Annotated in this window: 27 protein-coding genes; 10 read left to right on the forward strand and 17 right to left on the reverse strand. The window is 46.0% G+C overall.

The window, feature by feature from the left end; translation table 11 throughout:
* Window positions 1–58: 58 nt before the first annotated feature.
* Together Q8W40_RS17450 and Q8W40_RS17455 are read right to left on the reverse strand one after the other, a co-directional pair.
* Window positions 59–1,135, reverse strand: a complete 1,077-nt coding sequence (locus tag Q8W40_RS17450; protein ID WP_305399010.1) for an AI-2E family transporter — start codon at window positions 1,133–1,135, stop codon at window positions 59–61.
* Window positions 1,135–1,365 carry a sulfurtransferase TusA family protein gene (locus Q8W40_RS17455; RefSeq protein WP_101112915.1) on the reverse strand — a complete coding sequence of 77 codons (231 nt, stop codon included), beginning with the start codon at window positions 1,363–1,365 and terminating at the stop codon, window positions 1,135–1,137. The genes Q8W40_RS17450 and Q8W40_RS17455 overlap by 1 nt, the downstream gene beginning before the upstream one ends.
* Window positions 1,366–1,599: 234 nt before the next feature.
* On the opposite strand from Q8W40_RS17455, the gene Q8W40_RS17460 reads away from it, so the two are divergent.
* From Q8W40_RS17460 to Q8W40_RS17475, 4 genes are all read left to right on the forward strand, one after another.
* Entirely contained in the window at window positions 1,600–3,057 is a 1,458-nt protein-coding gene (locus Q8W40_RS17460; RefSeq protein WP_305399012.1) for a beta-barrel assembly-enhancing protease, read from the forward strand.
* Between the two features lie 116 nt (window positions 3,058–3,173).
* On the forward strand, window positions 3,174–3,524 hold the full coding sequence (gene arsC, locus Q8W40_RS17465; protein ID WP_305399014.1) for an arsenate reductase (glutaredoxin): 351 nt from the start codon (window positions 3,174–3,176) through the stop codon (window positions 3,522–3,524).
* Window positions 3,521–4,108: an NAD(P)H:quinone oxidoreductase gene (wrbA, locus tag Q8W40_RS17470; RefSeq protein ID WP_305399016.1), complete on the forward strand. Its 588-nt coding sequence runs from the start codon at window positions 3,521–3,523 to the stop codon at window positions 4,106–4,108. Before arsC ends, wrbA begins: the two co-directional genes overlap by 4 nt.
* A gap of 24 nt (window positions 4,109–4,132) precedes the next feature.
* Window positions 4,133–4,549, forward strand: coding sequence for a DUF2069 domain-containing protein (locus Q8W40_RS17475; protein ID WP_101112919.1), 417 nt, complete (start codon window positions 4,133–4,135; stop codon window positions 4,547–4,549).
* Between the two features lie 128 nt (window positions 4,550–4,677).
* Here Q8W40_RS17475 and Q8W40_RS17480 read toward each other — a convergent pair whose 3' ends face one another.
* Window positions 4,678–6,018, reverse strand: a complete 1,341-nt coding sequence (locus Q8W40_RS17480; RefSeq protein ID WP_305399018.1) for a DUF2066 domain-containing protein — start codon at window positions 6,016–6,018, stop codon at window positions 4,678–4,680.
* A gap of 207 nt (window positions 6,019–6,225) precedes the next feature.
* Here Q8W40_RS17480 and Q8W40_RS17485 point away from each other — a divergent pair, with 207 nt between their 5' ends.
* Complete coding sequence (locus Q8W40_RS17485) at window positions 6,226–7,479, forward strand: uracil-xanthine permease family protein (protein ID WP_305399020.1); 1,254 nt, start codon at window positions 6,226–6,228, stop codon at window positions 7,477–7,479.
* A gap of 79 nt (window positions 7,480–7,558) precedes the next feature.
* Here the strand turns inward: Q8W40_RS17485 and Q8W40_RS17490 are convergent, their stop codons facing one another.
* Window positions 7,559–8,188, reverse strand: coding sequence for a response regulator (locus Q8W40_RS17490; RefSeq protein WP_305399022.1), 630 nt, complete (start codon window positions 8,186–8,188; stop codon window positions 7,559–7,561).
* A complete protein-coding gene (locus Q8W40_RS17495; protein ID WP_305399023.1) occupies window positions 8,185–9,195 on the reverse strand; it encodes a sensor histidine kinase in 1,011 nt (336 codons plus the stop codon). Before Q8W40_RS17495 ends, Q8W40_RS17490 begins: the two co-directional genes overlap by 4 nt.
* Before the next feature lie 214 nt (window positions 9,196–9,409).
* On the opposite strand from Q8W40_RS17495, the gene Q8W40_RS17500 reads away from it, so the two are divergent.
* The 3 genes from Q8W40_RS17500 (at window position 9,410) to Q8W40_RS17510 (ending at window position 12,404) form a co-directional block, all read left to right on the forward strand.
* On the forward strand, window positions 9,410–10,414 hold the full coding sequence (locus tag Q8W40_RS17500) for a TRAP transporter substrate-binding protein (protein ID WP_237322445.1): 1,005 nt from the start codon (window positions 9,410–9,412) through the stop codon (window positions 10,412–10,414).
* 111 nt (window positions 10,415–10,525) lie between these two features.
* Window positions 10,526–11,032 carry a TRAP transporter small permease subunit gene (locus Q8W40_RS17505; protein ID WP_305399253.1) on the forward strand — a complete coding sequence of 169 codons (507 nt, stop codon included), beginning with the start codon at window positions 10,526–10,528 and terminating at the stop codon, window positions 11,030–11,032.
* Entirely contained in the window at window positions 11,019–12,404 is a 1,386-nt protein-coding gene (locus Q8W40_RS17510) for a TRAP transporter large permease (RefSeq protein ID WP_305399025.1), read from the forward strand. The genes Q8W40_RS17505 and Q8W40_RS17510 overlap by 14 nt, the downstream gene beginning before the upstream one ends.
* Before the next feature lie 156 nt (window positions 12,405–12,560).
* Here the strand turns inward: Q8W40_RS17510 and upp are convergent, their stop codons facing one another.
* Window positions 12,561–13,187 carry a uracil phosphoribosyltransferase gene (gene upp / locus Q8W40_RS17515; RefSeq protein WP_305399026.1) on the reverse strand — a complete coding sequence of 209 codons (627 nt, stop codon included), beginning with the start codon at window positions 13,185–13,187 and terminating at the stop codon, window positions 12,561–12,563.
* A gap of 248 nt (window positions 13,188–13,435) precedes the next feature.
* Between upp and purM the strand changes: the two genes are divergently transcribed.
* On the forward strand, window positions 13,436–14,476 hold the full coding sequence (gene purM, locus Q8W40_RS17520) for a phosphoribosylformylglycinamidine cyclo-ligase (RefSeq protein ID WP_305399028.1): 1,041 nt from the start codon (window positions 13,436–13,438) through the stop codon (window positions 14,474–14,476).
* Between the two features lie 3 nt (window positions 14,477–14,479).
* Window positions 14,480–15,118, forward strand: coding sequence for a phosphoribosylglycinamide formyltransferase (gene purN, locus Q8W40_RS17525; protein ID WP_305399029.1), 639 nt, complete (start codon window positions 14,480–14,482; stop codon window positions 15,116–15,118).
* A gap of 146 nt (window positions 15,119–15,264) precedes the next feature.
* On the opposite strand, the gene Q8W40_RS17530 is transcribed toward purN, so the two are convergent.
* From Q8W40_RS17530 to Q8W40_RS17580, 11 genes are read right to left on the reverse strand one after another with little or no spacing between them, the layout of a single operon-like run.
* Window positions 15,265–15,537, reverse strand: a complete 273-nt coding sequence (locus Q8W40_RS17530; protein WP_104402026.1) for an Lrp/AsnC family transcriptional regulator — start codon at window positions 15,535–15,537, stop codon at window positions 15,265–15,267.
* Window positions 15,538–15,592: 55 nt separating this feature from the next.
* The gene (locus Q8W40_RS17535) at window positions 15,593–16,336 is read right to left on the reverse strand and encodes a maleate cis-trans isomerase family protein (protein ID WP_305399030.1); all 744 of its coding nucleotides are present in this window, start codon (window positions 16,334–16,336) and stop codon (window positions 15,593–15,595) included.
* Window positions 16,333–17,256 (reverse strand): fumarylacetoacetate hydrolase family protein, encoded by a 924-nt coding sequence (locus tag Q8W40_RS17540; RefSeq protein ID WP_305399032.1) that lies wholly within the window; start codon window positions 17,254–17,256, stop codon window positions 16,333–16,335. Before Q8W40_RS17540 ends, Q8W40_RS17535 begins: the two co-directional genes overlap by 4 nt.
* 41 nt (window positions 17,257–17,297) lie before the next feature.
* Complete coding sequence (locus Q8W40_RS17545; protein WP_305399034.1) at window positions 17,298–18,440, reverse strand: cupin domain-containing protein; 1,143 nt, start codon at window positions 18,438–18,440, stop codon at window positions 17,298–17,300.
* A gap of 38 nt (window positions 18,441–18,478) precedes the next feature.
* Window positions 18,479–19,498, reverse strand: a complete 1,020-nt coding sequence (locus tag Q8W40_RS17550) for a carbon-nitrogen hydrolase family protein (RefSeq protein WP_305399036.1) — start codon at window positions 19,496–19,498, stop codon at window positions 18,479–18,481.
* Window positions 19,495–19,911, reverse strand: a complete 417-nt coding sequence (locus Q8W40_RS17555; protein WP_305399037.1) for an acyl-CoA thioesterase — start codon at window positions 19,909–19,911, stop codon at window positions 19,495–19,497. The genes Q8W40_RS17550 and Q8W40_RS17555 overlap by 4 nt, the downstream gene beginning before the upstream one ends.
* 2 nt (window positions 19,912–19,913) lie before the next feature.
* On the reverse strand, window positions 19,914–20,603 hold the full coding sequence (locus Q8W40_RS17560; RefSeq protein ID WP_305399039.1) for an ABC transporter ATP-binding protein: 690 nt from the start codon (window positions 20,601–20,603) through the stop codon (window positions 19,914–19,916).
* Window position 20,604: 1 nt separating this feature from the next.
* Window positions 20,605–21,369 (reverse strand): ABC transporter ATP-binding protein, encoded by a 765-nt coding sequence (locus tag Q8W40_RS17565; RefSeq protein ID WP_305399041.1) that lies wholly within the window; start codon window positions 21,367–21,369, stop codon window positions 20,605–20,607.
* Entirely contained in the window at window positions 21,362–22,378 is a 1,017-nt protein-coding gene (locus Q8W40_RS17570) for a branched-chain amino acid ABC transporter permease (RefSeq protein ID WP_305399043.1), read from the reverse strand. The genes Q8W40_RS17565 and Q8W40_RS17570 overlap by 8 nt, the downstream gene beginning before the upstream one ends.
* Window positions 22,375–23,292 (reverse strand): branched-chain amino acid ABC transporter permease, encoded by a 918-nt coding sequence (locus tag Q8W40_RS17575; protein ID WP_305399045.1) that lies wholly within the window; start codon window positions 23,290–23,292, stop codon window positions 22,375–22,377. The genes Q8W40_RS17570 and Q8W40_RS17575 overlap by 4 nt, the downstream gene beginning before the upstream one ends.
* Window positions 23,293–23,312: 20 nt before the next feature.
* A complete protein-coding gene (locus Q8W40_RS17580) occupies window positions 23,313–24,452 on the reverse strand; it encodes an ABC transporter substrate-binding protein (protein ID WP_305399047.1) in 1,140 nt (379 codons plus the stop codon).
* Window positions 24,453–24,509: the final 57 nt, after the last annotated feature.

Raw genomic sequence — 24,509 nt, forward strand, 5'->3', positions numbered from 1 at the left:
ACTGCAAAACCAAAAAGGCCTCTGATATCAGAGGCCTTTTTTATATCTGCATTCAAAGCTAATCGGATTTAGGTATTGGGGCTTTTGATTCCGTATTGGGCAGCGCGTTAATGACGGCTTTCACCAACGTCGCTAAAGGAATGGCGAAGAATACTCCCCAAAAGCCCCACAGCCCTCCAAACACCAGAACTGAAACAATGATGGCGACTGGGTGCAAATTCACTGCTTCAGAAAACAGCACAGGAACCAGTACGTTACCATCAAGCGCTTGAATGATGCCATACGCGACAAGAAGCCAGTAAAACTGCGGTGTTAACCCCCACTGGAATAACCCGACAATGGCAACTGGCACAGTAACTGCCGCCGCACCAATATAAGGAATCAGAACGGACAAACCCACCGCAACCGCTAGCAAAACGGAATATCTCAAATCGAGAATGGCAAATGTCACATAACTGACACCACCCACAATTAAGATTTCCATCACTTTTCCGCGAATGTAATTCGAAATTTGTTGGTTCATCTCGCGCCAAACTTTGGTCGCTAAACGTCTATTTTCAGGTAGAAAGCCACTCAACATCGACATCATTTCTGCTTTGTCTTTCAACAAAAAGAACACCAATAAGGGCACTAAGATTAGGTAAACAGCAAGTGTTGCAATGCTAACGAGTGAAGCCAGTGACCCTTTCACTACGCTTTCACCTAAGCCAAGAACTTTGTTCTTAGCATTTGAAACAATCGATTCAACAATTTGAAGGTTAGCTAACTCTGGGTAATTTTCCGGAATGGAAGCGATAAACCCTTGAAGCCCGTTATACATGTTGGGAATATCGTTGATCAAGTTACCTACTTGGCTCCATATGGTTGGCATTAAACCAAAAACAGCCATTAGCATAAGACCTAGAAAAGCCAACACCACAATAGGCACTGCCGCCGCACGAGGCAGCCCCAAACGGATCATTTGCATTACCGGCCATTCAAGCAAGTAAGCGATCACTATTGCGACTAACAGCGGCGCAATTAAGTGTCCGAAAAAGTAGATAGTGGCAAAGCCAAACAGAAGAATAGCAACCAAGCTGACTGCGTGAGGGTCGGAAAAACGTCGCTTATACCAGCGGCTGACCATATCGAACATTATGAATCGCTCTCTCTTACTACGGTTAAAGTGGACACACACTCATTCTCTTCCAAATGGACCGAAAAGAGGGATGAAGAAAAGTATCGTATCATATCTTGTATTGAGCTTTTATCATGCACTTGAATGACTAAGGTCTCTTTCTCTTTTAAGCTTGCTGCGCGACGCTTCGCTAGAAGCAACGCCATTGGGCAGCGTTCTTCACATAAATCAAGCGTGTAGCTGTTCATTCTTAGCACCAATACTTACTATTGTGCCTGTATTGTAATAGCATTTGGACCTATGGTCTCCCACTTCATTCGCAGAAGTGAAGATGATCATGTCGAAATGTTTGAGCTCTTTATGTTTTAAACTGCGCCCATTGATGAAATAAATAGCAATCAAAAATTGATAGGCGAACCATATCTGTGTTCAACAGTCCAATTACACGATACGACATAAAAATGACAATGTAATGGAGCAGAATGTTTAAATTTACTCGTTCAACCCTGTACCTCAGCATGGCCGCTCTCCTGAGTCAGCCAACTCTGGCGCAGAATTCGGGGTATGAATTGCCAGATATAGGAACGGCTGCTGCCTCTACACTGACGATCGATCAGGAATCATTGTATGGCGATGCTTACATGCGCATGTTGCGCAGAAGCCAACCTATCGTTAATGACCCAGTATTAAACGAATACATTAGTACCATTGGTCATCAACTCGTTGCTAATGCCAACGACGTAAAAACACCGTTTAACTTCTTCCTTATTCAAGATAGAGATATCAACGCCTTTGCCTTTTTTGGTGGATACGTTGCACTCCATTCTGGTCTGTTCCTACATGCACAAACAGAAAGCGAATTAGCTTCAGTGCTTGCTCATGAAATCGCACACATCACTCAGCGCCACCTAGCGAGAGCGATGGAAGATCAAGCTCGTCGTTCTCCTGCTACCATCGCTGCATTGGTAGGTTCTTTATTGCTTGCCGTTGCCGCACCTCAAGCGGGCATTGCTGCCATTGCTGCCACTCAAGCAGGGATGATTCAAAGCCAAATTAACTACACTCGATCTAATGAAAAAGAAGCCGATCGCTTTGGTATTGTCACCCTATCTAAAGCTGGTTTCGATCCTCAAGCCATGCCGCAATTTTTTGGTCGATTGGCGGATGAATTTCGTTACGTGAGTAAGCCACCTCCAATGCTACTGACGCACCCATTGCCTGAAGACCGAATTACGGATTCGCGCGCAAGAGCACAGAGCATGCCTCCAAAACGGTTAGGTCCATCTATTGAATACAACTTAGCCAGAGCAAGGATTATTGCACGGCACGCGGGTATCGAGAGTGAAGCAGCCATTGATTGGATGGACAGAAGGCTTAAGAAAGCCCATAGAGATATCGTACCGACATTAAAATACGGTAAAGCCCTCGCATTGCTCGATATGAAAAAACTGGATGAAGCAGAAACGCTGTTAGTCCAGTTAGACAAACAAGACCCAAACAACAATTTTTACTTAGACGCGCTTTCAGACTTGTATTTATATAAAAAAGAATACGATAAAGGGCTGGCTATGCTAAAAAGAGCGTTGGATAAAAAGCCGAATAACCCCGTACTTGAAATCAACTACGCTAACTTATTAGTTGAAAGCGAAAGATACGATGAAGCGACTCGGCTTTTACAACGTTACACACATTCTCACCCAGAAGACGTTAACGGCTGGGCAATGCTTGCGGATTCTACCGGTCAGCAAGGCAAACGAGACGAAGAGGCAGCAGCGCGAGGCGAGATTTTTGCTCTCAAAGCGGATTGGAAGCAAGCCATCAGTTTCTATGCCGAAGCCAGTAAGCTGGTAGAACTTGGAAGCCTAAAACAGGCGCGATATGACGCGAGAATTGACCAGCTAGGGCTGCAACGCGACCGCTTTTACGCCCTTCAAAATTAGAAAACATAATCACTTAGAAAACATAGGCACTTAGAAAACACAAGCACCACAGCCTGAGAACTCACCGTCTGTGAATTCAAACTGTGTGCAAGGTAAAAAGTTAATAAGGAATCACCATGTCAGTATCGATTTGTCACAACCCTCGCTGCTCAAAAAGCCGACAAACACTTGCTTTGCTTGAAGAAAAAGGCATTGCACCAGAAGTCATCAAGTATTTGGAAAGCCCGTTAAGTGTTGATCAACTGAAAACCGTTTACACACAGCTGGGTTTGAGTTCCGTACGAGATATGATGCGAACCAAAGAGTCGATATACAAAGAATTAAGTTTAGGCGATGAATCCGTCACTGATGAGCAGCTCTTTGAAGCTATGGTCGCCAACCCTAAATTGATTGAGCGCCCTATTGTTATTAAAGGCGACGCTGCTCGTCTTGGACGACCACCAGAACAGGTTCTGGAAATTTTATGAGCATAAAGGTTGTTGTCCTTTATTACAGCCGCCACGGAAGCACCAAAAAGCTGGCTCGCCAGATTGCCCGTGGCATTGCCTCTGTTGAACAGTGCCAAGCGCTGCTCCGAACGGTCAACGAAATTTCAGACAATTCCGTTAATTCAGGTAAGCTCGCTGAACTAGACGATCCTATTCTCACGCTAGACGAGTTAAAAGCCTGCGATGGTCTTGCTATGGGAAGCCCAGTTTGGTTTGGAAACATGGCGGCACCACTCAAACACTTCTGGGACACATCAACCCCTCTTTGGGTAGGTGGTGATCTCATCGATAAGCCAGCTTGCGTATTTACGTCTTCCTCTTCCATGCACGGCGGTCAAGAAACCACACTTCAAAGTATGATGCTTCCGTTGTTTCATCACGGCATGATGCTATTGGGTATTCCTTATTCTGAACCCGCTTTGCACACGACATCACAAGGTGGCACGCCATATGGTGCATCCACTATTGGTAGTCAGATACAATCAAACCAGTCAGATGAAGGGCAGTTAGCTTTTGCTCTTGGAAAGCGTCTGGCAGAGTGTGCAAAAAAACTGAAAAGCTAGGGGTAACCGCCCTAAGGACTCTGTATGACGGAATCTCAATCCATTAAGTATCGATACTTAGCGTTAGCTGGAAACATTGGTCTTTTAGGCTGGGTGGCTTTATGGCAGATCAGCCTATCTCCTCACCCTCATATCAATAGCGTTACACTAGCACTTGCGTGGTGTGTCCCGCTGCTGCTGCCCTTACCGGGCATTTTAGCGGGTAAACCCTACACACACGCTTGGGCTAATTTTGTTTTGATGTTGTATTTTCTGCATGCGCTGACCATTTTGTATGTCAATGAAGGCGAGCGATGGCTTGCGGTAGTGGAGCTTTTATTGACCACTATTGCCTTTGTAGGAAACACCCTTTATGCGCGGCAAAGAGGAAAAGAATTAGGCCTAAAACTCACGAAGCTTTCTGAAGTAGAGAAACAAGAAAAAGCACGTTTTGAGCAGTAGAAATTTGAAGAGTTAATGCTTGAGTAGTCAATCAAGCATCAAAAAAAGAAGAGCTCCCCATCGGCAGCTCTTCTTTTTTATGCATGTAATTCTATTGTGTACGAACTTCTTTTAAAAACGACTAGCGCTTAAAGACCAAGCCATTCATAAACCAAGTCCGCTTTTTCTTCAGGAGCCGCTTCTTCGATTATTTCAGCGTTAATGCTTGAAACGCCATCAACAGTGGACGACTCATCGATTGCTGTATCACTTGTTTGTACAGGGGCTTCTGAAGTCTCCCCTTCTACTGAAAGCTCATCGCTGACTAGCTGATCTGTCGTTTCACTTGTAGCTACGTCTGTTTCCACCGCGCCCTCATCGACGATTTCGGGTGCGACAAGTTCAGGTTCGGCTGTTTGAGGGTCGGTAGATTCTACTGGCGTACTTTCAACAAGTTGCTCTTCTTCATTCTCAACATAAGCATCCAAAGTGAACGCTCTCACTTGTTTAAAGTTTTCTAATTCACGCTGAAAATCCATAACTGGAGCAAGCAAATTGACTTTAAAAGTGACATCGTTACCTTTGATTTTTAAAATCTCTGTCGATGCAACCGAGTTCAAGCCTTCAAACAAAGACTCTAATTGGAAGAAATCGCGTGAACTTTTAACGTCCAAAAATTGAACTGTCACGCTTTCTGTCGATACATCCGAAACCTGAACCGCACTTTTACTCGCAAAGTAATCGCTGATGCTATCTACCACAGTTTGCAGTGTAGAGTTAAATTCACCTCGCTCCTGCCCCGACATAGGAGATTGCTGAGAACCAAGCATTTGCTCCGGCGATTGGTCAAACAAAGTCCAACGCACAGATGCTCTGCCTGAGCTTAAGTGTTGTACCCGCAGAACCAATACCGCATCCGCAGGATAACGTGAACTGGCTCTACTGATTGGTTCAACAAAAGCTCCCCAGATCTCCGGTGCAGAGATTCCTGTAACATCATCAAAGTCACCAACTGGTACGGTAATGGGCAAGCCTCGAGAATTGGCATACTGGTTCAACAGTTTGGTAACGTTAGATCCACTTTGCTCCCACACTATTTGGCGTTCATAGCGATCTTCTTCAATAATCCACATTAAAATGGAAGCGCGATTTTCAGACCAATATGGCAAGCCCGCCTGAGTCAATAACCCCTGAATTTGTCTTGGATTAAAAGCGACTTTTAACGTTTCTTGCCCATCTAATTGCCCGAAGCTGATTTGAGAAAGATAAGGACCCGTGCTCTTTTTCGCTTTTTCGATAACCGGATTACTGGCAACGGTTTTTTGTCCAGATGCCTTAATAAGAACCTGCTCTAACCCTTGAGCTTTCGCAAGATCCTCTGAATTTTCTTCTTCAGTCAATACAATTTCAGATTGGAATACGTCTACTTTAGTTAAAGCAAAGCCAGGAAAAGCCAGCAAACTCAACAACAAACAAGCTATCCGATTCATAAATTCTCTGTCACAACGTGAATGAACCTCAAATGATAAGCAACTCTCAATGCCGGAGCAAGGAAACATCGCGAATACAGTGACATCCCCCTTCACTGGAATAATTACTCCTGTATACAAGATCTATAGATATTTTTTGACCTGTTTATCAATGCAATCGTTTTCTTAGTGATAAAATCCTGCAAATTTTAAAAATGGAAGAGAATCATGACTCAAATACTTCAAGGTACCCAAATGCTCTTTGTCGCATTTGGCGCACTCGTCCTCGTCCCCTTACTCACAGGACTCGACCCTAGTGTGGCTCTATTCGGCGCTGGCGTAGGCACCCTTTTATTCCAATTTATCACTCGTCGCACCGTTCCTATTTTCCTTGCATCCTCTTTCGCGTTCATTGCACCAATCATGTACGGCGTACAAACGTGGGGCATTGCATCCACCATGGGTGGGCTTATGTGTGCAGGTTTGGTTTACGTCGCATTAGGGGCGGTGATCAAACTGCGGGGCGTTGGAATCGTCCATAAGCTGTTACCCCCCGTCGTTGTTGGTCCGGTTATAATGGTGATTGGGTTGGGGCTTGCACCAGTCGCGGTCAACATGGCTTTAGGGAAAACGGGCGATGGAGCGGTTCAGCTTATCGATGGGAATACCGCCCTTATTATCGCTTCTGCGTCTCTAGCCACCACCATTGCTATCAGTGTTTTTGCCAAGGGCTTCTTAAAGTTGCTGCCTATTTTTGGAGGCATCGCTGTCGGGTACTCGCTCAGCTTACTGTACGGAATCGTCGACTTTACACCCGTTGCTCAAGCAAGCTGGCTGTCTCTTCCTAACTTCACAACGCCAGAATTCAACATTAACGCGATTCTTTTCATGATCCCTGTTGCCATTGCGCCGGCGGTTGAGCACGTTGGTGACATGCTCGCCATTTCTAATGTAACCGGAAAAGACTACCTCAAAAAACCAGGGCTTCACCGCACCATTACAGGGGACGGTGTTGCTACAATGGCGGCTTCTATGGTAGGCGCGCCACCGAACACAACATACAGTGAAGTGACTGGCGCAGTGATGCTGACTAAAGCATACAATCCAGTCATCATGACTTGGGCAGCGGTAACCGCCATTGTGCTTGCGCTGGTAGGAAAGCTAGGCGCGCTGCTACAAACCATCCCTGTTCCTGTGATGGGTGGCATTATGATTCTACTGTTCGGCTCCATCGCCACTGTCGGTTTGAATACGCTGATTAAAAATCACGTTGATCTCCACAAATCCCGAAACCTAGTGATTGTCGCGGTGACGTTAGTCTTTGGTATTGGCGGAATGGCTTTTGGGGTTGGTGAGTTCAGCCTTCAAGGCGTGAGCTTGTGCGGTATCGTGGCCATTGCGTTAAACCTAATTTTACCTAAAGACATGGGTGAATCTCATGTCGTGGATAACGCTCAGATGGAAGAGGAAAGAAGTAAATAGCCAAACATCTGATAGCAAATAGAGGCAGCAATGAATGACTGCCTCTATTTCCTTCTTAGTGCTGGCAAAGGTAGAAACTCTATAGCCACCCCTGACTTAAACAGTATTTCACTAATCCCGCCGTTGTTTTGATGTTCAGTTTCTTTTTCACTCGCAATCGATGTGTCTCAACCGTTCGGACGCTAATGCACAAGGTATTGGCGACAGATTTGTTGCACTCCCCTTCCGCAATCAACAGCAAAACGTCCTTTTCTCGCGGGGTTAGTTGTGTATTTACGTCGTGGTCATCATGTTGACTGAATGCTTGAAATAATTGCGCTGAAATGCCTTTGCTAAAGAAGGTCCCGCCACTCGCAATCACCTCCAGTGCTTTAATCAGTTCATTCGAAGAAATGTCTTTGCAAATGTAGCCACTCGCTCCACATTTAATGGCTGACATGACGTATTCTTCTTCTTTGTGCATGCTCAAAATGACCACTTTTGAGTTTGCACCCTGCTTATTCAGGGTTTCGAGCACTTCGATGCCCGTCATTTTTTCCATTGAAATGTCGGTAATCAAAATATCTGGCTCTTTTTCCAATGTCACTTCAACGGCTTCCACCCCATTCTCAGCGGTGCCGACAATTGAAAATTGTTCCTCACGACGTAAACGCTCGACTAATGCATCTTGGAGCAACGTATGATCATCAGCTAATACAATCGTAGTCATACTTCGTTCCTTTCATCGTCCATTGAAATCGCAAAGATCACCCGAATTTCCGTTCCGTCATCCGGGTCGCTGTTCACTTCTAGTTGCCCACCTATCAATTCTATTCGTTTACGGATGTTGGTCAGCCCCATACCTGATTCAATGGTCTTATTTCGATTTTCTACATCCGATAGGTCAAACCCTCTACCGTCATCCGCTACTGTGAAGATAATTTGAGATTTCTCTTCTTGAAGGACGATATCAATCGCGTTCGATTTTGAGTACTTCTCCGCATTGTGAATGGCTTCTTGAGCCACTCGGTAGAGCGCGTGTTCGACATTACGAGAACAAAGGCTTTCATCTATCTGGTGTTCGAAAACCACATCAATACCAGAACGTGTTCGGCATTCCTTTGCTAAATTCTCGATGGCGACCACCAGCCCAAAATCGTCTAATACAGCAGGGCGAAGCGCTTTCGAAATACGACGAATTTCGTCCATCGCGAGATCGACACTTTTCCGACCCAAGTCCGTTTGCATTAAGATTTGGTCATTTGGGTTAGCGTTTTCTATATTTTCAAACCGCATCTTGGTGGACACTAAAATCTGATTGATTCCATCGTGTAGCTCACGAGAGACTCTGGCTCGCTCCTCTTCCTGCATGTCGATGAGCTGTTTGTTGAGCAGAACAAGCTGTTTATTGGCCAATTCACTGCGATTGATGTGTACCACACTGACCCACCCAGCAACCAAGACGCAGGCTAAAAAGATGAAGATGGACAGTTCCAATAGAAAGGAATCCAACTCGTGTTTTTGAACTGGTGAAATGGATTTGAATTCATTGTTTATATAAGTGTCTTCAGCCATTTCCTCTTGAACGGCTCTGGCCACTTTATCCGAATACTCTTGAGTGAACAGCGGATCGGTTTCGGTGTAGATGTGCGCCAAAATGTAAATCAACATCAGCAATATCGGTATCTGAGAAAGAACGATCGTTCTCTGCTTAAATCGATTTTCTTCTTCTGTCATTTTTCACGTCCTGTACGTAGTACTGCGTACATTTCATCCATGAATGTACGTCTACAAATTACGCTGTCTTACGAATTTAATAAATATTTACATATTCGTAACATAAAAACCAAGACATGGCATGCAAGGCGAAAAAATCGCCTAATTCAAGGAGTGAAGAATGAAAAAGCACATCGGAAAATCGGCCATTACATTGGCAGTGACAGCCACCTTTATGGCATTACCTGCCCACGCAGATAAAGTTCTACTGAAGACCCCACTGGCTATTGGTACTCACTTGCCAGCACTCGGAACCCCCATGAAATGGGTATCCAAGCAATTGCCCATTGCATCAGGTGGTACCGTAAAAATGAAGATTTATGAACCTGGAAAATTGGTTGCCGCCAATGAAATCTTAGATGCGGTTTCTTCCGGTAAAGTAAATGCAGGCTACACCACCGCGGGTTACTGGAAAGGAAAAATTCCAGCTGCTCCATTGTTTTCTGCCGTACCTTTTGGTCCAGAAGCCCCAGAATATATGGCGTGGCTGTATTTCGGTAACGGCAATAAGCTTTACCAAGAAATGTATGACCAAGCTGGCTACAACGTCAAAGTGTTGCCTTGTGCAATCAACTCACCAGAAACTTCTGGTTGGTTCGCCAAGCCCATCAATAAACCAGAAGATCTGAAAGGTCTCAACATGCGCTTCTTTGGGCTGGGTGCGCAGATCATGGAGAAGCTAGGTGTCAGCACCGTTCAACTGCCAGGCGGTGAGATTTTCGGGGCACTTGAGAAGGGGGCCATTGATGCTACCGAGTTTTCACAGCCTGCCATCGACCACCGATTGGGCTTCCATAAAATCGTGAAATACAACTACTTCCCTGGTTGGCACCAACAGTCGACGGTATGGGAACTTCTGATCAACAAAGACACATGGAACAAAATGGACAGCGATCAACAATCGTCTGTTGAAACCGTATGTATGGCATCCATGACCTACTCCATGGCTGAAGGTGAGTCGCTGCAATATGACGCAATGATAAAAGCTCAGGAAAACGGCGTTAAACAACTTTATTGGAACGACGACATGTTGAATCTGTTCGAAAGCACATGGCTCGAAGTGGTTGAAGAACAGAAGAAAGACGCCTTCTTCAACAAAGTGTGGACGGATCTGACTCAGTTCCGTGCGAATTACAAAGTCTGGTCTGACAAAGCGTTTTTACCAAGAACGGGAGAGTAATCCCCAGCGAAAAGTACACTCAAGCCGCACCCTTGTGGCTTGGGTAATTTCTACCGTTTTTCAGAAAGGTTCGTCGTTTTGAATCGTACTCATATTAACGCACCAGCTCCAATGGCCGACAGAATGGATGCGTTCATAAAAAAAGTAAGCCATGGCATTGCTTGGGTTTACGTAGGTTTAGTCTTGGTCATTTTAACTCAGGTTATTCTTCGAAAAGGGTTCTCCCATGGCTTGATTGCACTAGAAGAATTTCAGTGGCATTTGTACGCCATTGGCGTGTTGTTTGGTCTCGCATACGCTGAAATCACCAATTCACATGTGCGCGTTGACATTTTTTATCATCGCTTCAGCGCCAAGGCTAAAGCTTGGATAGAGATCGTTAGCATCGTTTTGTTTCTTATGCCATTTATTCTGGTTGTATTCCTTCATTCTATCGATTTTGTTTATGAGTCATGGAGGGTCAGCGAACGCTCTAATGCCCCATCTGGGCTGCCTTTCCGTTGGCTCATCAAATCGACCATCCCGCTAGCCTTCTCATTACTCGCACTTGCGGGGCTTTCTAAGGTTATTCGCTCGTTTGCCACAATACGAAAAGGAGCCAACCGTGGAAATCAATGAAATTCTCATCATAAGCATGTTTGGCAGCTTTATCCTTTTGCTTTTTTTAGGTATTCCTGTGGCGTGGGTACTGGGGGGAATTGGCATTATATTTGGCGGTCTGGCATATTTCTCAGATCTGTACCTAGATACCATCACAGGACTCGACTTTCAAACACTCGGACTATTGGTGAACCGCCTATATAAGATAATGGATAACTGGATCCTAGTTGCCTTGCCGATGTTCATCTTCATGGGAAATATGTTGGACAAGTCTGGGGTAGCTGATCGGCTGATGTTCTCTATGCAAGCGATGTTTGGAAAAGTACATGGTGGCTTAGCAATTACCGTTGTTTCTATTGGCATCATCTTAGCCGCATCAACCGGAATCATTGGCGCTTCCGTGGTGCTACTCGCAATGATGGCCCTGCCTTCCATGCTCAAACAAGGCTACAGTAAACCTTTAGCGCTCGGAACCATTGCGTCTTCTGGTTGCCTTGGAATATTACTTCCCCCATCCATCATGTTGGTCATCATGGCGGATCAACTGGGATTATCGGTTGGTGATTTGTTCATGGCGGCGGTTTTTCCGGGGCTTGCACTTGGGGCAATGTACATATTCTATCTCCTCATTTCGGGGGTACTAAAACCTAATGCACTGCCGTTACCGGATACTGCTGAAAAAGTATCCTTCAAAATTATCTGGCAAGTCGTCAAAGCAATCATACCCACGTTGCTGCTCATTCTTGCAGTGTTAGGGTCCATATTTGCCGGTATTGCCACGCCGACAGAAGCATCCGGTGTTGGTGCGGCTGGAGCAACCTTACTAGCTATATACTACAAACGGTTTTCCCTCAAAATTCTGAAAGAAGTCACCATTGAAAGCTATAAAACCACGGCTTACATCTTTGCCATTTTCATTGGGGCAACCTGCTTTTCACTGGTCTTGCGAGAATTAGGGGGGGATGAATTCATTGAAAGCATCTTTCAACAGCTCCCTTTCGGTCCCTACGGCATTATCGCTTTCATCCTTTTGATGGTGTTTCTACTGGGCTTTTTTCTCGATTGGATTGAAATCACGCTGATCATATTGCCGTTGTTAGCGCCGGTTGTAGCGGGATTGGATCTGAACATTGGTCAATTTGCTGGTATCGATGACCCAACAACGGTTTGGTTTGTCATGCTTGTCGCCATGACGTTACAAACCAGTTTCCTAACACCACCGGTTGGATTCGCACTGTTTTACTTGAAGGGGGTGTGCCCACCAGAGATACAACTGTCGGATATATATAAAGGGGTAATACCATTTATTCTGTTGCAGCTTTTAGCGTTGTTACTGATTTTATTCTGGCCGAGTATCGCGCTGTGGTTACCGTCTATCGCTTATAACTAAACGGAATATTTGCTTGATATAACTAGAAAGAAGGGGGACTTCTTCGGCTCGAAGCTCCGATTGGCACTGCGTTGATTAGTGCGCTTTGTAGGAAACCCAGGCTAACCATTTAGCCTGGGTATTTTTTCTCTAGAAAAGAGTTAATAAACGGTACGGTTACTTAGTGCCGAAAATCTTATCGCCTGCATCACCAAGCCCAGGAACGATGTAGCCTTTGTCGTTAAGTTTTTCATCAATCGCAGCCGTGTAAAGCTCCACTTCTGGATGTGCTTTTTTCAATGCTTCTACACCTTCAGGCGCAGCAACCAGCACAAGTACCTTGATCGACTTACAGCCTTTCTCTTTTAAAAGATCAATGGTCGCAATCATCGAGCCGCCAGTCGCCAGCATTGGATCGACTACTAAGGCAATACGCTCATCAATATTTGACGCCAGTTTATTGAAGTACGGTACTGGCTCAAGTGTTTCTTCGTCACGGTAGATACCCACCACACTGATTCGCGCACTAGGCATATGTTCGAGTACACCGTCCATCATGCCTAAACCAGCACGAAGGATTGGCACAACCGTTACTTTTTTGCCTTTGATTTGTTCCACTTCTACTGGACCGTTCCAACCTTCGATCGTCACACGTTCCATTTCGAAATCCGCGGTGGCTTCATAAGTAAGTAGGCTACCTACCTCAGTCGCAAGCTCACGAAAACGTTTAGTGCTGATGTCACCTTCTCGCATTAAGCCCAGTTTGTGTTTAACTAATGGGTGCTTTACTTCAACAACTTTCATTTCCAACTCCAGCAAATTTTAATAAACTTTCAGATTATACCTAACTGGTCGGAATAGTTACAGAGTTGCAGACCTTTTACTTGCCTAGCTAACTGACTGTAAAAACAATAAGTACCCAGCCTTTACGTGGCTTGATTTGAGAGACAAAAACGCGAAGAAAAAAAACTGCGCAAACGTTTTCCTTTTCTTTTCAACCCCTGTTAGAATAGCGCCGTTTTTCACATCCAACCTATGACGAGGACATCCCCGTGAGTGGTAACAACTCTTCTCTAAGTTATAAAGACGCTGGTGTAGATATTGATGCTGGTAATGCTCTGGTAGACCGAATTAAAGGTGTGGTAAAGCGCACTCGTCGTCCTGAAGTAATGGGCGGTATTGGTGGCTTTGGCGCACTATGCGAATTACCAACTAAATACAATGAACCACTGCTAGTGTCTGGAACAGACGGCGTAGGCACGAAACTTCGCCTAGCATTGGATATGAAAAAACACGACACCATTGGTATCGACTTGGTTGCAATGTGTGTGAACGATCTTATCGTTCAAGGTGCAGAACCTCTTTTCTTCCTTGATTACTACGCAACAGGCAAGCTAGATGTTGATACTGCAGCAGATGTAGTTGCGGGTATTGGCGAAGGCTGTATTCAAGCAGGCTGTGCACTAATCGGTGGCGAAACCGCTGAAATGCCGGGCATGTACGAAGGCGAAGACTACGACGTTGCTGGCTTCTGTGTCGGTGTTGTAGAAAAGTCTGAAGTGATCGACGGTACCAAAGTTGCGGCTGGCGATGCACTTATCGCGGTAGGCTCTAGTGGTCCTCACTCAAACGGCTACTCTCTAGTTCGTAAGATTCTTGAAGTTTCTGAAGCAGATTTAAGCGAAGAGCTAAACGGACGTACTATTGGTGAGCAACTGCTTGAACCAACGAAAATTTACATTAAATCAGCACTTAAGATGATTGCAGAGCACGATATTCACGCGATCTCGCACATCACAGGTGGTGGTTTCTGGGAAAACATCCCACGCGTTCTTCCTGAAGGCACAAAAGCGGTTGTCGATGGCAACAGCTGGGAATGGCCGGCAATTTTCTCTTGGCTACAAGAGAAAGGCAACGTTGAAACTCATGAAATGTACCGTACCTTCAACTGTGGTGTTGGCCTGATTGTTGCTCTACCAAAAGAGCAAGCATCAGCGGCAGTTGAACTGCTTAAAGCAGAAGGCGAAAACGCTTGGGTTATCGGTGAAATCGCATCAGCAGCAGCTGGTGAAGAGCAAGTAGAGATTCGCTAAGCCATGAAAAATATCGTTGTCTTAATTTCCGGAAATGGCAGTAACTTACAGGCAGTCATTGACGCCTGTGAAAATGGAAGCATTGAAGGAAAAGTCAGCGCCGTTTTTTCTAACAAAGCTGACGCTTACGGATTGGAACGAGCAAAACGCAGCGGGATTGATGCCCGCGCTGTCAGCCACAAAGATTTTGAGTCGCGTGAGGCATTCGATTTAGCGCTAATGGGCGAAATCGACCAATACCAACCCGACTTAATTATTCTTGCAGGCTACATGCGTATTCTGAGTGAAGGATTTGTTCGTCACTATATGGGTAAGATGATCAACATTCACCCATCTCTTCTTCCGAAGTACCCTGGTTTAAACACTCATCAACGTGCAATAGATGCTGGCGATAAGGAACATGGAACCAGTGTTCACTTCGTTACAGAAGAGCTTGATGGTGGACCGGTTATTTTGCAAGCAAAAGTCCCTGTGTTCGAAAATGATTCAGCGGAAGCTTTAGCAGAGCGTATCCAAACTCAGGAACACCGCATCTACCCTTTAGTTGCGCAGTGGTTTGTGACCAACAGGCTAGCCATGCAAGACGGTAAAGCGGTTTTGGATGGTCATATCCTAGGCGAGAATGGCTACGCTGAAGAATAAATTGCTTACATGCTTGCTAGGCGATGCTTCTTTAAACGATATTTGTTCGAAAGTGTTTGTTAGAAAATACTTGATAGAAAAAAGGTGACCGCTCGGTCACCTTTTTTATTTTTGGTCTATATGTTCGACAACGCTCTAACATAAGCTCAATCAAAGCTGAACATGCTTTCAAGATCGTGTCGAGAATACGCTTTGAAGGCCAACATCGTATCGGTTTTGGTGATGCCTTCTATTTTGATCATCTCTTCTGTTACAAGCCGAGACAGATCATCCGCTTTATCTACTCGAACAATCGCAATCAAATCAAAAGCACCACTCACAGAAAAGACTTCCGACATTTCTTTTAAACCCGCTAGCTGCTCCGCGACGGCGTTTATTTTATCTCGCTCAACATTGAAAAAAATAATTGACGTTAACATGGGATTTTCTCCTATCTGTTATCCGTAATAGCGACACCTTGAATACAACTAACCCTCAAGACAGTAGCTTTCCGCAGTTGGGCACCTTAGCCTCCAACCCTAAAGTAGTCAGAATTTGATGCGTTGTCGCCACCGCGGCAGAGATGACAGGTATCCCACATTCATCTTCCACGGCTTGTATTGCTGCCAATGAAGGCATTTGAACACAGGCAGACAAAACCAATACATCGATGCCAGTGAGATCTAACCGCTTATATATCTCGACCAGATTCATAGGGTCTTGCGCTGCAACTTCTAAATTGTTGGGGATTTCGAGCGACACAGAATCGTGCACTTCGATGCCTTCGTACTCGATGTAATCACAGACCAATTGAGTAAGCGGTTTCATGTATGGGGTAATCAACGAAATCCGTTTGGCATTCATTAATTTCAAACAATCCACCAGCGCTCCAGCGGAGCTCACCACTGGTGTCGGGTAACCGTTAGATTGGGTCACTTCATGCAACCTTTTCTGGCTTTCCCTATGGTAGCCATTGCCTTGCGCCATAATGGCAACAAGGCAAGCGTAACCCATAACATCCACATCCGCGTCCGACAGCTCCAATGCACATCGATCGCTGTCGCTGTCCATGGACTTCAGCTCTTCCGGCGTAACATGCTTCATCCTCATCCGGCTGGAGTGAAACGAAAATCGCTCTGGGTAAACCGCTTCTCTTGCACTTAGCATTGCTGGGATTTCACGCTCCATTGTGAGGTTAGAACTGGGCACAATTTGCCCAATTTTGAATGTTTGACTCATGACTGCGCCCCAATGTTAACGACAGGATTCCTAATAATTCCAATCCCTTCGACACCACACTCTATTACATCACCTGGCCACATCCACTCTTGAGGTTCACGACCAGCCCCTACTCCTGAAGGTGTTCCCGTTGCGATAATGTCCCCGGGTTCTAGGGTGATGCCCGTTGAGATATCGGAAATGAGTGTGGGGATATCAAACAGCAAATGCTGGGTGTTCGAGCGCTGCTTTTCCTCGCCGTTTTTGGTTAGCCATAAGTCGAGATTATGCGGGTCTTCGACCGAATCCGCCGTCACAATACACGGTCCCATCGGCGCATAAGAATCCTGACCTTTGGAGAAGATCCATTGACCAGCTCTGCGATTATCACGAGCAGAAACATCATTGATTACGGTGTAACCAAATACGTGATCCATGGCATCTTCTTTATTAATTCGCGTGGCACGCTTACCGATAATGACCGCTAATTCCACTTCCCAATCCAATTGCTGAGTCATTGCTGCGTTATGTTGAATGGATTCACCAGTGGCGATCACGCTGGTCGGTGGCTTAGAAAACACAACTGGCTTGTCGGGTAGATCTTTTGATGTGTCCAGAGACTTTGCCGATTCAGCAACATGCTCCACGTAATTTAACCCGATACCAAAAATGTTTTTTCTAGGCTTGGGGATGGGTGCCATCAACGTAACATTCTCTTCCGCGGTTGCGATTCCATTCGGTCGGTTTGCCTGTGTTTCTTCTAATGCTCGGGTTATCGCCGCTAAGCCATCTAGACCTTGGTCGATCAATTCAAGCATAGAGTTGGGGAAGGTTTGACCGACTGCGCTTCCCAACTTTTCGACATCCACCACCATATTGTCTAAAACCACACCCAATCGGGCTTCACCTTGTTGCCCATTTCTGTACGTTATAAGTTTCATTTACTCATCCTTTAGTTATTTGAACTGACAAAAAACGGAATTTAGGCAACCACAACCTGATGCCCATTGTTGTCGACCAAGCCTTGCTCGACATAAAACCCTAGTTTCTTGATCGTCGGTAAATCATTGAAAGAAAACAAACAAGCATCATCAGATGACGATGTATTAACGTGCTCATGCCACATCCATGTTGGAACACAGAAAATATCTTTCTCTTTCCAATCAAATCGTTGCCCATTAATGATCGAATACCCTGAACCTTTCGCCACTTGGTAGATAATGTTACCGGTATGGCGATGCGCTTTGGTGCGCTCCGATGGGCGAAGCAATTGTAGGCTCGCCCCCATGGTAAGCATCGGGTCATCGCCATTTTGAGGGTTCATGTAACGCATGATGACCCCATCGTATGGTGAGCCATCGGTCACTTTTGAGTAGTTCAACAGTGCTTCGTAGCTTTGGTCCCATGAATATTTCATGAGTGGCGAATAGGGTTTATCCCACTTGTCCAACTCGGGTAGTAACCCCGGTGCTCCATAGGTGAGCGGGCTGTCATTTTTCGGCAGTTCGACCGTTTGATAGCCTTCAGGGTGAACGGCATAAAAGTTCGATTCCAGTACATTGGTTAACGGGATATCCAACCCGTCTTGCCACATGCTGGTTTCGCCATCTTCAGCGACACCATGTTCATGCCACGTTCCATTCGGAGTAATGACAAAATCACGCGCCCCAAGATCAATTTTGTGACCATCAACAATGGTGTAAGCCCCCTTTCCTTCCATGATGAACCTTAAGGCCGATGCCGCGTGCTTATGCGCTCCGGCTCTTTCTCCCGGTTGCATCACTTGCAAGCCAGAAAACAACCAACCGCAAGCCGCACTCACTTCGGTACGCTTAGGGTTTTTCAAATAAACCACGCGTCTTCCAGCATCTTCTGGGCTGACCAAGTCAATTGATTTCAACACCAATTTTCGCAGTTCTTCACTTTTCCAAACCACAGGTTCAGATAACGCTTTGGGTTCCCAAGGCTCAATATTGTTGGCGACTTTCCAAAACGCACCGGTGTTCTGTCCATCTAATTCCGAGTAGTAAGCCTCTAGTGCATCGCTATCTGTCACTCTCGACCGACCAAGTTGGTCATCCGTCCTATCTTGGTTACCGTCTAAGCTTTCTTTAAAGTTATTCATATCTATCACCCTTTATGCTGTGCCCTACCTCGTATCAACTAAGAACCCTGAGAGGTCGGTGTTTCAGTAGGATCATCTTTGGCTAAATCTTGAATATCAGATTGAAAAATCGGTTGCTGCTTTGCTTGATTGATCGTCAGTTGAAAAATATCGAACCGGTTATAGTGCCCAACAATGTCGTGCATTTGCTTGGGCTGAATGCAGCGTGCTAAGTCGATGTCGGCATAAGCAATGCCTTCTTCATCAATCAATTCATCGCCTACCGCTCTACCATCAGGTCCAATGACACCGGAATAACAACTGGATTTCCGTTCCATTAGATGGCGGGAATCGGGACGAACTTTCTCCATCTCATTGATGATTTCTTCTGAAATGGTGGAGGTTGAAACAACGGTAAACACCTTGCCTTCGAAGGAATGCGACATCGCTCTGAGCTTGATGGCTTCCGCCATGTCGTAATCAGGGGGAGCGACCGGAAGTGATATGTAGCTGGCGGTATGCACCAATTCACCTTGAGCCAATAAACTGTAACGCGCTAACGTATTGGTGTTTTCACCGCAAGCAAGGCCACCTAAGGGACCAATGTCGGTGTCGTAAATCGTTAAGCTAGAACCGTCACCGCCCGTCCAAGTGAGCTTTTCAGCCCATGTAGGAACCAGCTTGCGATGTTTCCCCATGATCTGACCTTGAGGGTCAATAAACACCAATGTGTTGTATAAAGTACCTAGCGATGTTTTCGCTCGCTCGTTGACGCCAATCACCACATAAGCATTAGCAGCGGCAGCAGCGGCGCAAACCACATCGATTTCAGGTCCGGGAACAAAAATGGACGCTTTGATGAGCTTTTCGAACCACTCACTGCCAGAAACCGGATCAGTAATCCAATTCCAATATGGGTATCCCGGCACAAATGATTCGGGAAACACGATAAGCTTTGCGCCATTGTCTGACGCTTCGGCGATCAGCTGAGCGGCTTTTTCTACCGTGCCTTCAGCATCAAGAAAAACGGGGCTTGTTTGCACGGCTGCGGCTCTAAATTTTGGAAACTCTTTCATCATGCCTCCTCCATTTCTGTCGACATCAGCGACACGATTTTTTCTCGTATCGCTCCACTCCATTCACAGGACTTTCCGTTTGAATCGACATTGACCAATGTGAGTGATGACGAAAATCGTTCTTCGCCTTCACAAATTGCTTTCACATCCACATCCATACTGGAGTGCCCAAGCCGCTTGGGCTCTAGAGAAATATGTAAGTGTTCTCCGTGCCTACTCGGCGAATGAAAACGAGTACAGATTTCGACGGTAGGCAACCCACCCGTTTTGAGCAATTCTTCAAATGGCATCAATAACGCTTCAGCGAAAAACATCTCAACGACATCATTGATCATCTCAAAGTACCGAGGATAAAAGACAATGCCAGCGGGATCGCAGTGCTTGAAAAGGACTTTCTGTTTCACAATATAAGTCATCGTTATACCCCTAAGCGTTCATTTAAGGTTTCGTCATCGAGCCTGTCTAAACGACCTTCCCACACGCTCTTTCCTCGCTCTAAAATCACAGCACGATCAGTGATGGTCGATAGCTCTTTTATCGATTTATCTATGATGAGGATGGCCATGTCGGACTTGTCTTTGAGCGCTTTAATCGCTCCCCATATTTCTTGCCGAACAATGGGGGCAAGACCTTCTGTTGCCTCATCCAAAATCAACAATTTTGGGTTGGTCATAAGCGCTCGGCCTATCGCGACCATTTGCTGCTCCCCACCCGACAGTGTTTTGCAAGGCTGGTGTTCTCGCTCTAAAAGACGTGGAAACAACTCGCCCACTTTGTTGAAGTCCCAGTACCCGGCACGAGAGGCAACTATGAGGTTTTCATGCACCGTTAAACTGGGAAAGCAGCGTCGCCCTTCTGGTACTAATCCAATGCCTAACCGAACGGCTTCAAAAGACGCCATCGAATGCAAAGAGCGATCGAGAAAGCGTATTTCGCCTTGGGTCTCCGTCAGCATTCGGCAAATGGATTTAACGGTTGTGCTTTTCCCCATACCGTTACGCCCCATCAATGCCACGACTTCTCCTTTATCAACGGTTAAATCGACACCAAACAAAGCTTTGGACGGACCATAAGAGGCTTGTAACCCAGAGACCGTGAGTAAATTCATATCATGCTCCTTCCTCTGCAGATTCTTCGCCCAGATAAGCTCGGCGAACATCAGGGTGTGATCGAATTTCATCCACAGTGCCTCTAGCGATGACTTCGCCATACACCAGCACGCTGATGGAATCTGCCAACGCAAATACGGCGTCCATATCGTGTTCGACAAGCAAAATCGGAGCATCGAATTTCAACTCCGACAGCAACTCCGTCATTTCCGATGCGCCTTCGCTCCCTAGCCCTGCCATGGGTTCGTCCAGCAGAAAGACTTTGGGTTTCAAGGCGAGCGCCATGGACAACTCCAAACGGCGACGTTCTCCATGTGCCAGTTCGGCTGCGGGTACCGACAAGCGGTGATGAAGCTTGGTTTTCTCGGCGAACTCCACGGCTTGCTCATTCAGTTGACGATCCGATTTCCAATGAGTAAAAAATTGAAAACAAACATGTTCGCGCCCTTTTAGCGCCAATAGAATGTTTTCCATCACCGTAAACTCCGGCACAATTGAGGAGATTTGAAAGCTTCTTCCTAAGCCCATTCGCGCTCTCTCTACCACGCCCAATGCAGTGATGTCCTGCTCTAAAAAGTGAATTGTCCCTTCGTCGGGTTGAAGCTCACCCGCGATTTGTTTAATCAAGGTGGACTTTCCGGCACCATTCGGACCAATCAAGGCGTGTATCTCATTTGGAGCCAAATCTAAAGACACGTTTTGCGTCGCCTTAAGCGCTCCAAATGATTTAGATAGTCCTGTTAAAGACAAAACAGAGTTACTCATGAACCGACTCCTTCTTAGACAGAATCGACACAATACCGCCCTTAGCAAACAAGACGACAAACAGCAAAATCGCGCCCAAGTAGATGTGCCAAAAATCGCTTAAGCCACCGAGTAAGTATTCAAGGAAAACAAACACTCCAGCGCCCGCTACGGGTCCAAATAACCGCCCAACACCGCCTAAAATCACAAAGATCATAATTTCACCGCTCAGCTGCCAGCTAAACATTTCAGGGCTAACGAATCGGTTGAGATCGGCGTACAACGCCCCAGCTAAGCCCGTGATCATCCCTGAAATCACAAACGCGATAAGTCGAATTTTAAAAGGGTGAACACCGACCGCTTCCACCCTACCGGGGGCTTGTCGCACCGCTTTTAACACCATGCCAAATGGTGAGTACCTTAGGCGAGCAGTGAAATACAGCACGACTGAAAGCAAGGCAAAAGTAATGAGGAAAAATTGCAGAGGGTCGAGTGTATCCAGCCCTGGGAAGGTGTTCCTCGTATAGATAACCAGCCCATCTTCACCACCATAGCGAGACCAGCTGATAGCAAAATGGTAAAGCATCTGACCAAAGGCTAGGGTCACCATAATGAAGTAAACGCCCGAGGTTCTAAGAGATAAGAGCCCAATAAAGAACGCCGCAATCCCGCTGCTTACTAGAGCAACAAGCCAGGTAATCGGCATGGACTGCGTGCCTGAAACGGTTATCACCCCTTCATACAAAGGCATATAATCTTGTGCGTGACTGGCAAGGATACCCATGGAGTATCCACCCAGCCCAAAGAAAGCCGCGTGACCAAGGCTGACTAACCCGCCATACCCTAAAGCGATATTCAAACCAATGCCTGCCAAAGCAAAGATAACTACTCGCGTAGACAGCGTGATAAGAAACACTTCCCCCACCAAATGCGCGACAACGGCAATGCAAATGAGGCTCAGATAGAGCAGCGCATTCAAAGAGGTTGAAGACAATGGGCTAACCCATGTCAACGGATTAGAACGTATCATTGCGATGCTCCATAAAGACCCGTTGGCTTAAATAGCAATACCAACGCCATTAAGATATACACCAGCATCGAGGCGATGGTGGCACCCGTTTCGTGCGCTTCCGAACCAAAAAGTGAAATGAACAAGATGGGCAATAAGTACCCCCCAAGGGTATCCACTAAACCGACTAAAATAGCGGCATAGAACGTCCCTTTTATGGAGCCGATACCCCCGATCACCACTACCACAAAGGCAGTAATCAAGACAGGTTCACCCATGCCTACTTGCACCGACTGTATCGCCCCAACTAATGCGCCCGAAAGCCCAGCCAAAGCGGCACCAATAGCAAATATCACGGTGTATAACTTGGAAATATTCACCCCTAAAGACGCGATCATTTCCCGGTCACTTTCCCCCGCTCGAATTTGAATACCCAGTTTGGTTTTACTGATCAAAAGATGCATACCAATGGCAATGCACAACCCAATAACAATCAGCACCAAACGATAAAGCGAGTAGTTAATCCCACCGGGAAGGGTTACCGGCCCCGACAGATAATCAGGTATCGATAGATACAGGGGAAACGACCCAAATATCAGCCGTGTTCCTTCAGAGAAAATGAGGATCAGGGCAAACGTAGCAAGCACTTGATCTAGGTGGTCGCGCGCATACAGTTTTCGCATGACGGTAAATTCCACCAGAACCCCAACAAGCCCCGAAACAACCACACTAGCGGCGATACCAGCAAGAAAGGACCCAGTGATGCTGGCGACATATGCCGCAGCAAATGCGCCAACCATATAAAGGGAACCGTGAGCCAAGTTAATGAGACCCATCACGCCAAACACTAAAGTCAGCCCTGACGAGACAAGAAACAGCATGACACCGAGCTGTATCCCATTTAACAATTGCTCAATAATGAGGAGTAACGACATCTTCTCACCTACACCTTGGGCTAAAACTTGCACTCAGGAGAGTACGCGTCTCCGTGATCGGTCAGGACCGTTGCCACCGTCTTGTTTGTGTAGACGTCGCCTTCTTTCACGACTTCTCTCACAAAGTAGTTTTGAATCGGGTGATGGTTACGCCCAAATTTGAATGCACCTCGTACCGAAGAAAAGTCCGCTTGTTCTAGTTCCGCTCGGAACAGATCTGGATTTGAAATAGACGCCTTAGCATTCACATTGGATAAAAGCACTGCCGCATCAAAACCTTGGCTTGCATAAAGGGACGGCAATCGACCGTACTTTTCCTTAAATGAAGAAACAAATGCTTTGTTCGCTTCGTTATCAAGATCTTTGTTCCACTGAGAAGTATTGTTCACTCCTACCGCTGCCTTACCTACTGCCGCTAAAATGGTTTGGTCGAAACTGAACGCTGGACCAATCAAAGGAATACCGACACCGCTGTCGGCATATTGTTTAAGAAAAGAAACCCCCATTCCGCCCGGCAGGAAAAAATACACACTGTCTGCACCCGATGCGCGAATTTGAGCAATTTCAGAGGCGTAATCGGTTTGTCCTAGCTTGGTCTTTATCTCACCCGCCAATTCACCACGGTACAATCTTTTGTATCCGTTCAATGCATCTCTACCGGCAGGGTAGTTTGGCGCCATAATGAAGCTTTTCTTGTACTGTTTAGAATTCGCAAATGCGCCCGCGGCTTCATGTAAATTGTCGTTCTGCCAAGCGACATTAAAATAGTTTTTGTGGCAGCGTTTACCCGCCAGTAACGAAGGCCCCGCATTGGAAGAGATATAAAATTTCTTCTGAGAAAGGCTACTCGGAATCACCGCCATCGCGATGTTGGAAAAAACGATCCCTGTTAAGACATCCACTTTATGGGACTGAATCATTTTGTCGGCGACTTTGATGGCAATGTCCGGCTTGCGCTGATCATCCTCGACCACAACAGAAATATTACCCTTGCCCGCTTGTTCAATCCCTAATAGAAACCCATCGCGAATATCAATACCAAGCGCTGCGCCACCTCCCGAAAGCGTAGTAATCAAGCCCACTTTGAGCTCATTCGCATACGACGATGAGATTGAAAAAAATAACGAAACCACTATTGATAAATATATCTTTAATTTCATAGCATTGTCCTTATCCACCATACGAGATGGTATTTGCCTACTTAATTAAATGGTTAA

It is taken from the genome of Vibrio penaeicida, from assembly GCF_030689305.1.
Lineage (GTDB): Bacteria > Pseudomonadota > Gammaproteobacteria > Enterobacterales > Vibrionaceae > Vibrio > Vibrio penaeicida_B.

Bases quoted from the DNA above. Each gene is read 5' to 3' on its own strand.
- Q8W40_RS17560 (WP_305399039.1), bottom strand. From the start codon at position 20,603: ATGAATTTACTCACGGTCTCTGGGTTACAAGCCTCTTATGGTCCGTCC.
- Q8W40_RS17570 (WP_305399043.1), bottom strand. From the start codon at position 22,378: ATGATACGTTCTAATCCGTTGACATGGGTTAGCCCATTGTCTTCAACC.
- Q8W40_RS17575 (WP_305399045.1), bottom strand. From the start codon at position 23,292: ATGTCGTTACTCCTCATTATTGAGCAATTGTTAAATGGGATACAGCTC.
- Q8W40_RS17500 (WP_237322445.1), top strand. From the start codon at position 9,410: ATGGCATTACCTGCCCACGCAGATAAAGTTCTACTGAAGACCCCACTG.
- Q8W40_RS17580 (WP_305399047.1), bottom strand. From the start codon at position 24,452: ATGAAATTAAAGATATATTTATCAATAGTGGTTTCGTTATTTTTTTCA.
- Q8W40_RS17565 (WP_305399041.1), bottom strand. From the start codon at position 21,369: ATGAGTAACTCTGTTTTGTCTTTAACAGGACTATCTAAATCATTTGGA.
- Q8W40_RS17460 (WP_305399012.1), top strand. From the start codon at position 1,600: ATGTTTAAATTTACTCGTTCAACCCTGTACCTCAGCATGGCCGCTCTC.
- Q8W40_RS17490 (WP_305399022.1), bottom strand. From the start codon at position 8,188: ATGACTACGATTGTATTAGCTGATGATCATACGTTGCTCCAAGATGCA.
- Q8W40_RS17540 (WP_305399032.1), bottom strand. From the start codon at position 17,256: ATGAAACTTATAACGTACAGAAATGGGCAACAAGGTGAAGCCCGATTG.
- wrbA (WP_305399016.1), top strand. From the start codon at position 3,521: ATGAGCATAAAGGTTGTTGTCCTTTATTACAGCCGCCACGGAAGCACC.
- Q8W40_RS17475 (WP_101112919.1), top strand. From the start codon at position 4,133: ATGACGGAATCTCAATCCATTAAGTATCGATACTTAGCGTTAGCTGGA.
- Q8W40_RS17530 (WP_104402026.1), bottom strand. From the start codon at position 15,537: ATGTTAACGTCAATTATTTTTTTCAATGTTGAGCGAGATAAAATAAAC.
- Q8W40_RS17535 (WP_305399030.1), bottom strand. From the start codon at position 16,336: ATGAGTCAAACATTCAAAATTGGGCAAATTGTGCCCAGTTCTAACCTC.
- Q8W40_RS17450 (WP_305399010.1), bottom strand. From the start codon at position 1,135: ATGTTCGATATGGTCAGCCGCTGGTATAAGCGACGTTTTTCCGACCCT.
- Q8W40_RS17545 (WP_305399034.1), bottom strand. From the start codon at position 18,440: ATGAATAACTTTAAAGAAAGCTTAGACGGTAACCAAGATAGGACGGAT.
- Q8W40_RS17455 (WP_101112915.1), bottom strand. From the start codon at position 1,365: ATGAACAGCTACACGCTTGATTTATGTGAAGAACGCTGCCCAATGGCG.
- Q8W40_RS17480 (WP_305399018.1), bottom strand. From the start codon at position 6,018: ATGAATCGGATAGCTTGTTTGTTGTTGAGTTTGCTGGCTTTTCCTGGC.
- Q8W40_RS17485 (WP_305399020.1), top strand. From the start codon at position 6,226: ATGACTCAAATACTTCAAGGTACCCAAATGCTCTTTGTCGCATTTGGC.
- Q8W40_RS17550 (WP_305399036.1), bottom strand. From the start codon at position 19,498: ATGATGAAAGAGTTTCCAAAATTTAGAGCCGCAGCCGTGCAAACAAGC.
- Q8W40_RS17495 (WP_305399023.1), bottom strand. From the start codon at position 9,195: ATGACAGAAGAAGAAAATCGATTTAAGCAGAGAACGATCGTTCTTTCT.
- Q8W40_RS17505 (WP_305399253.1), top strand. From the start codon at position 10,526: ATGGCCGACAGAATGGATGCGTTCATAAAAAAAGTAAGCCATGGCATT.
- Q8W40_RS17555 (WP_305399037.1), bottom strand. From the start codon at position 19,911: ATGACTTATATTGTGAAACAGAAAGTCCTTTTCAAGCACTGCGATCCC.
- purN (WP_305399029.1), top strand. From the start codon at position 14,480: ATGAAAAATATCGTTGTCTTAATTTCCGGAAATGGCAGTAACTTACAG.
- upp (WP_305399026.1), bottom strand. From the start codon at position 13,187: ATGAAAGTTGTTGAAGTAAAGCACCCATTAGTTAAACACAAACTGGGC.
- arsC (WP_305399014.1), top strand. From the start codon at position 3,174: ATGTCAGTATCGATTTGTCACAACCCTCGCTGCTCAAAAAGCCGACAA.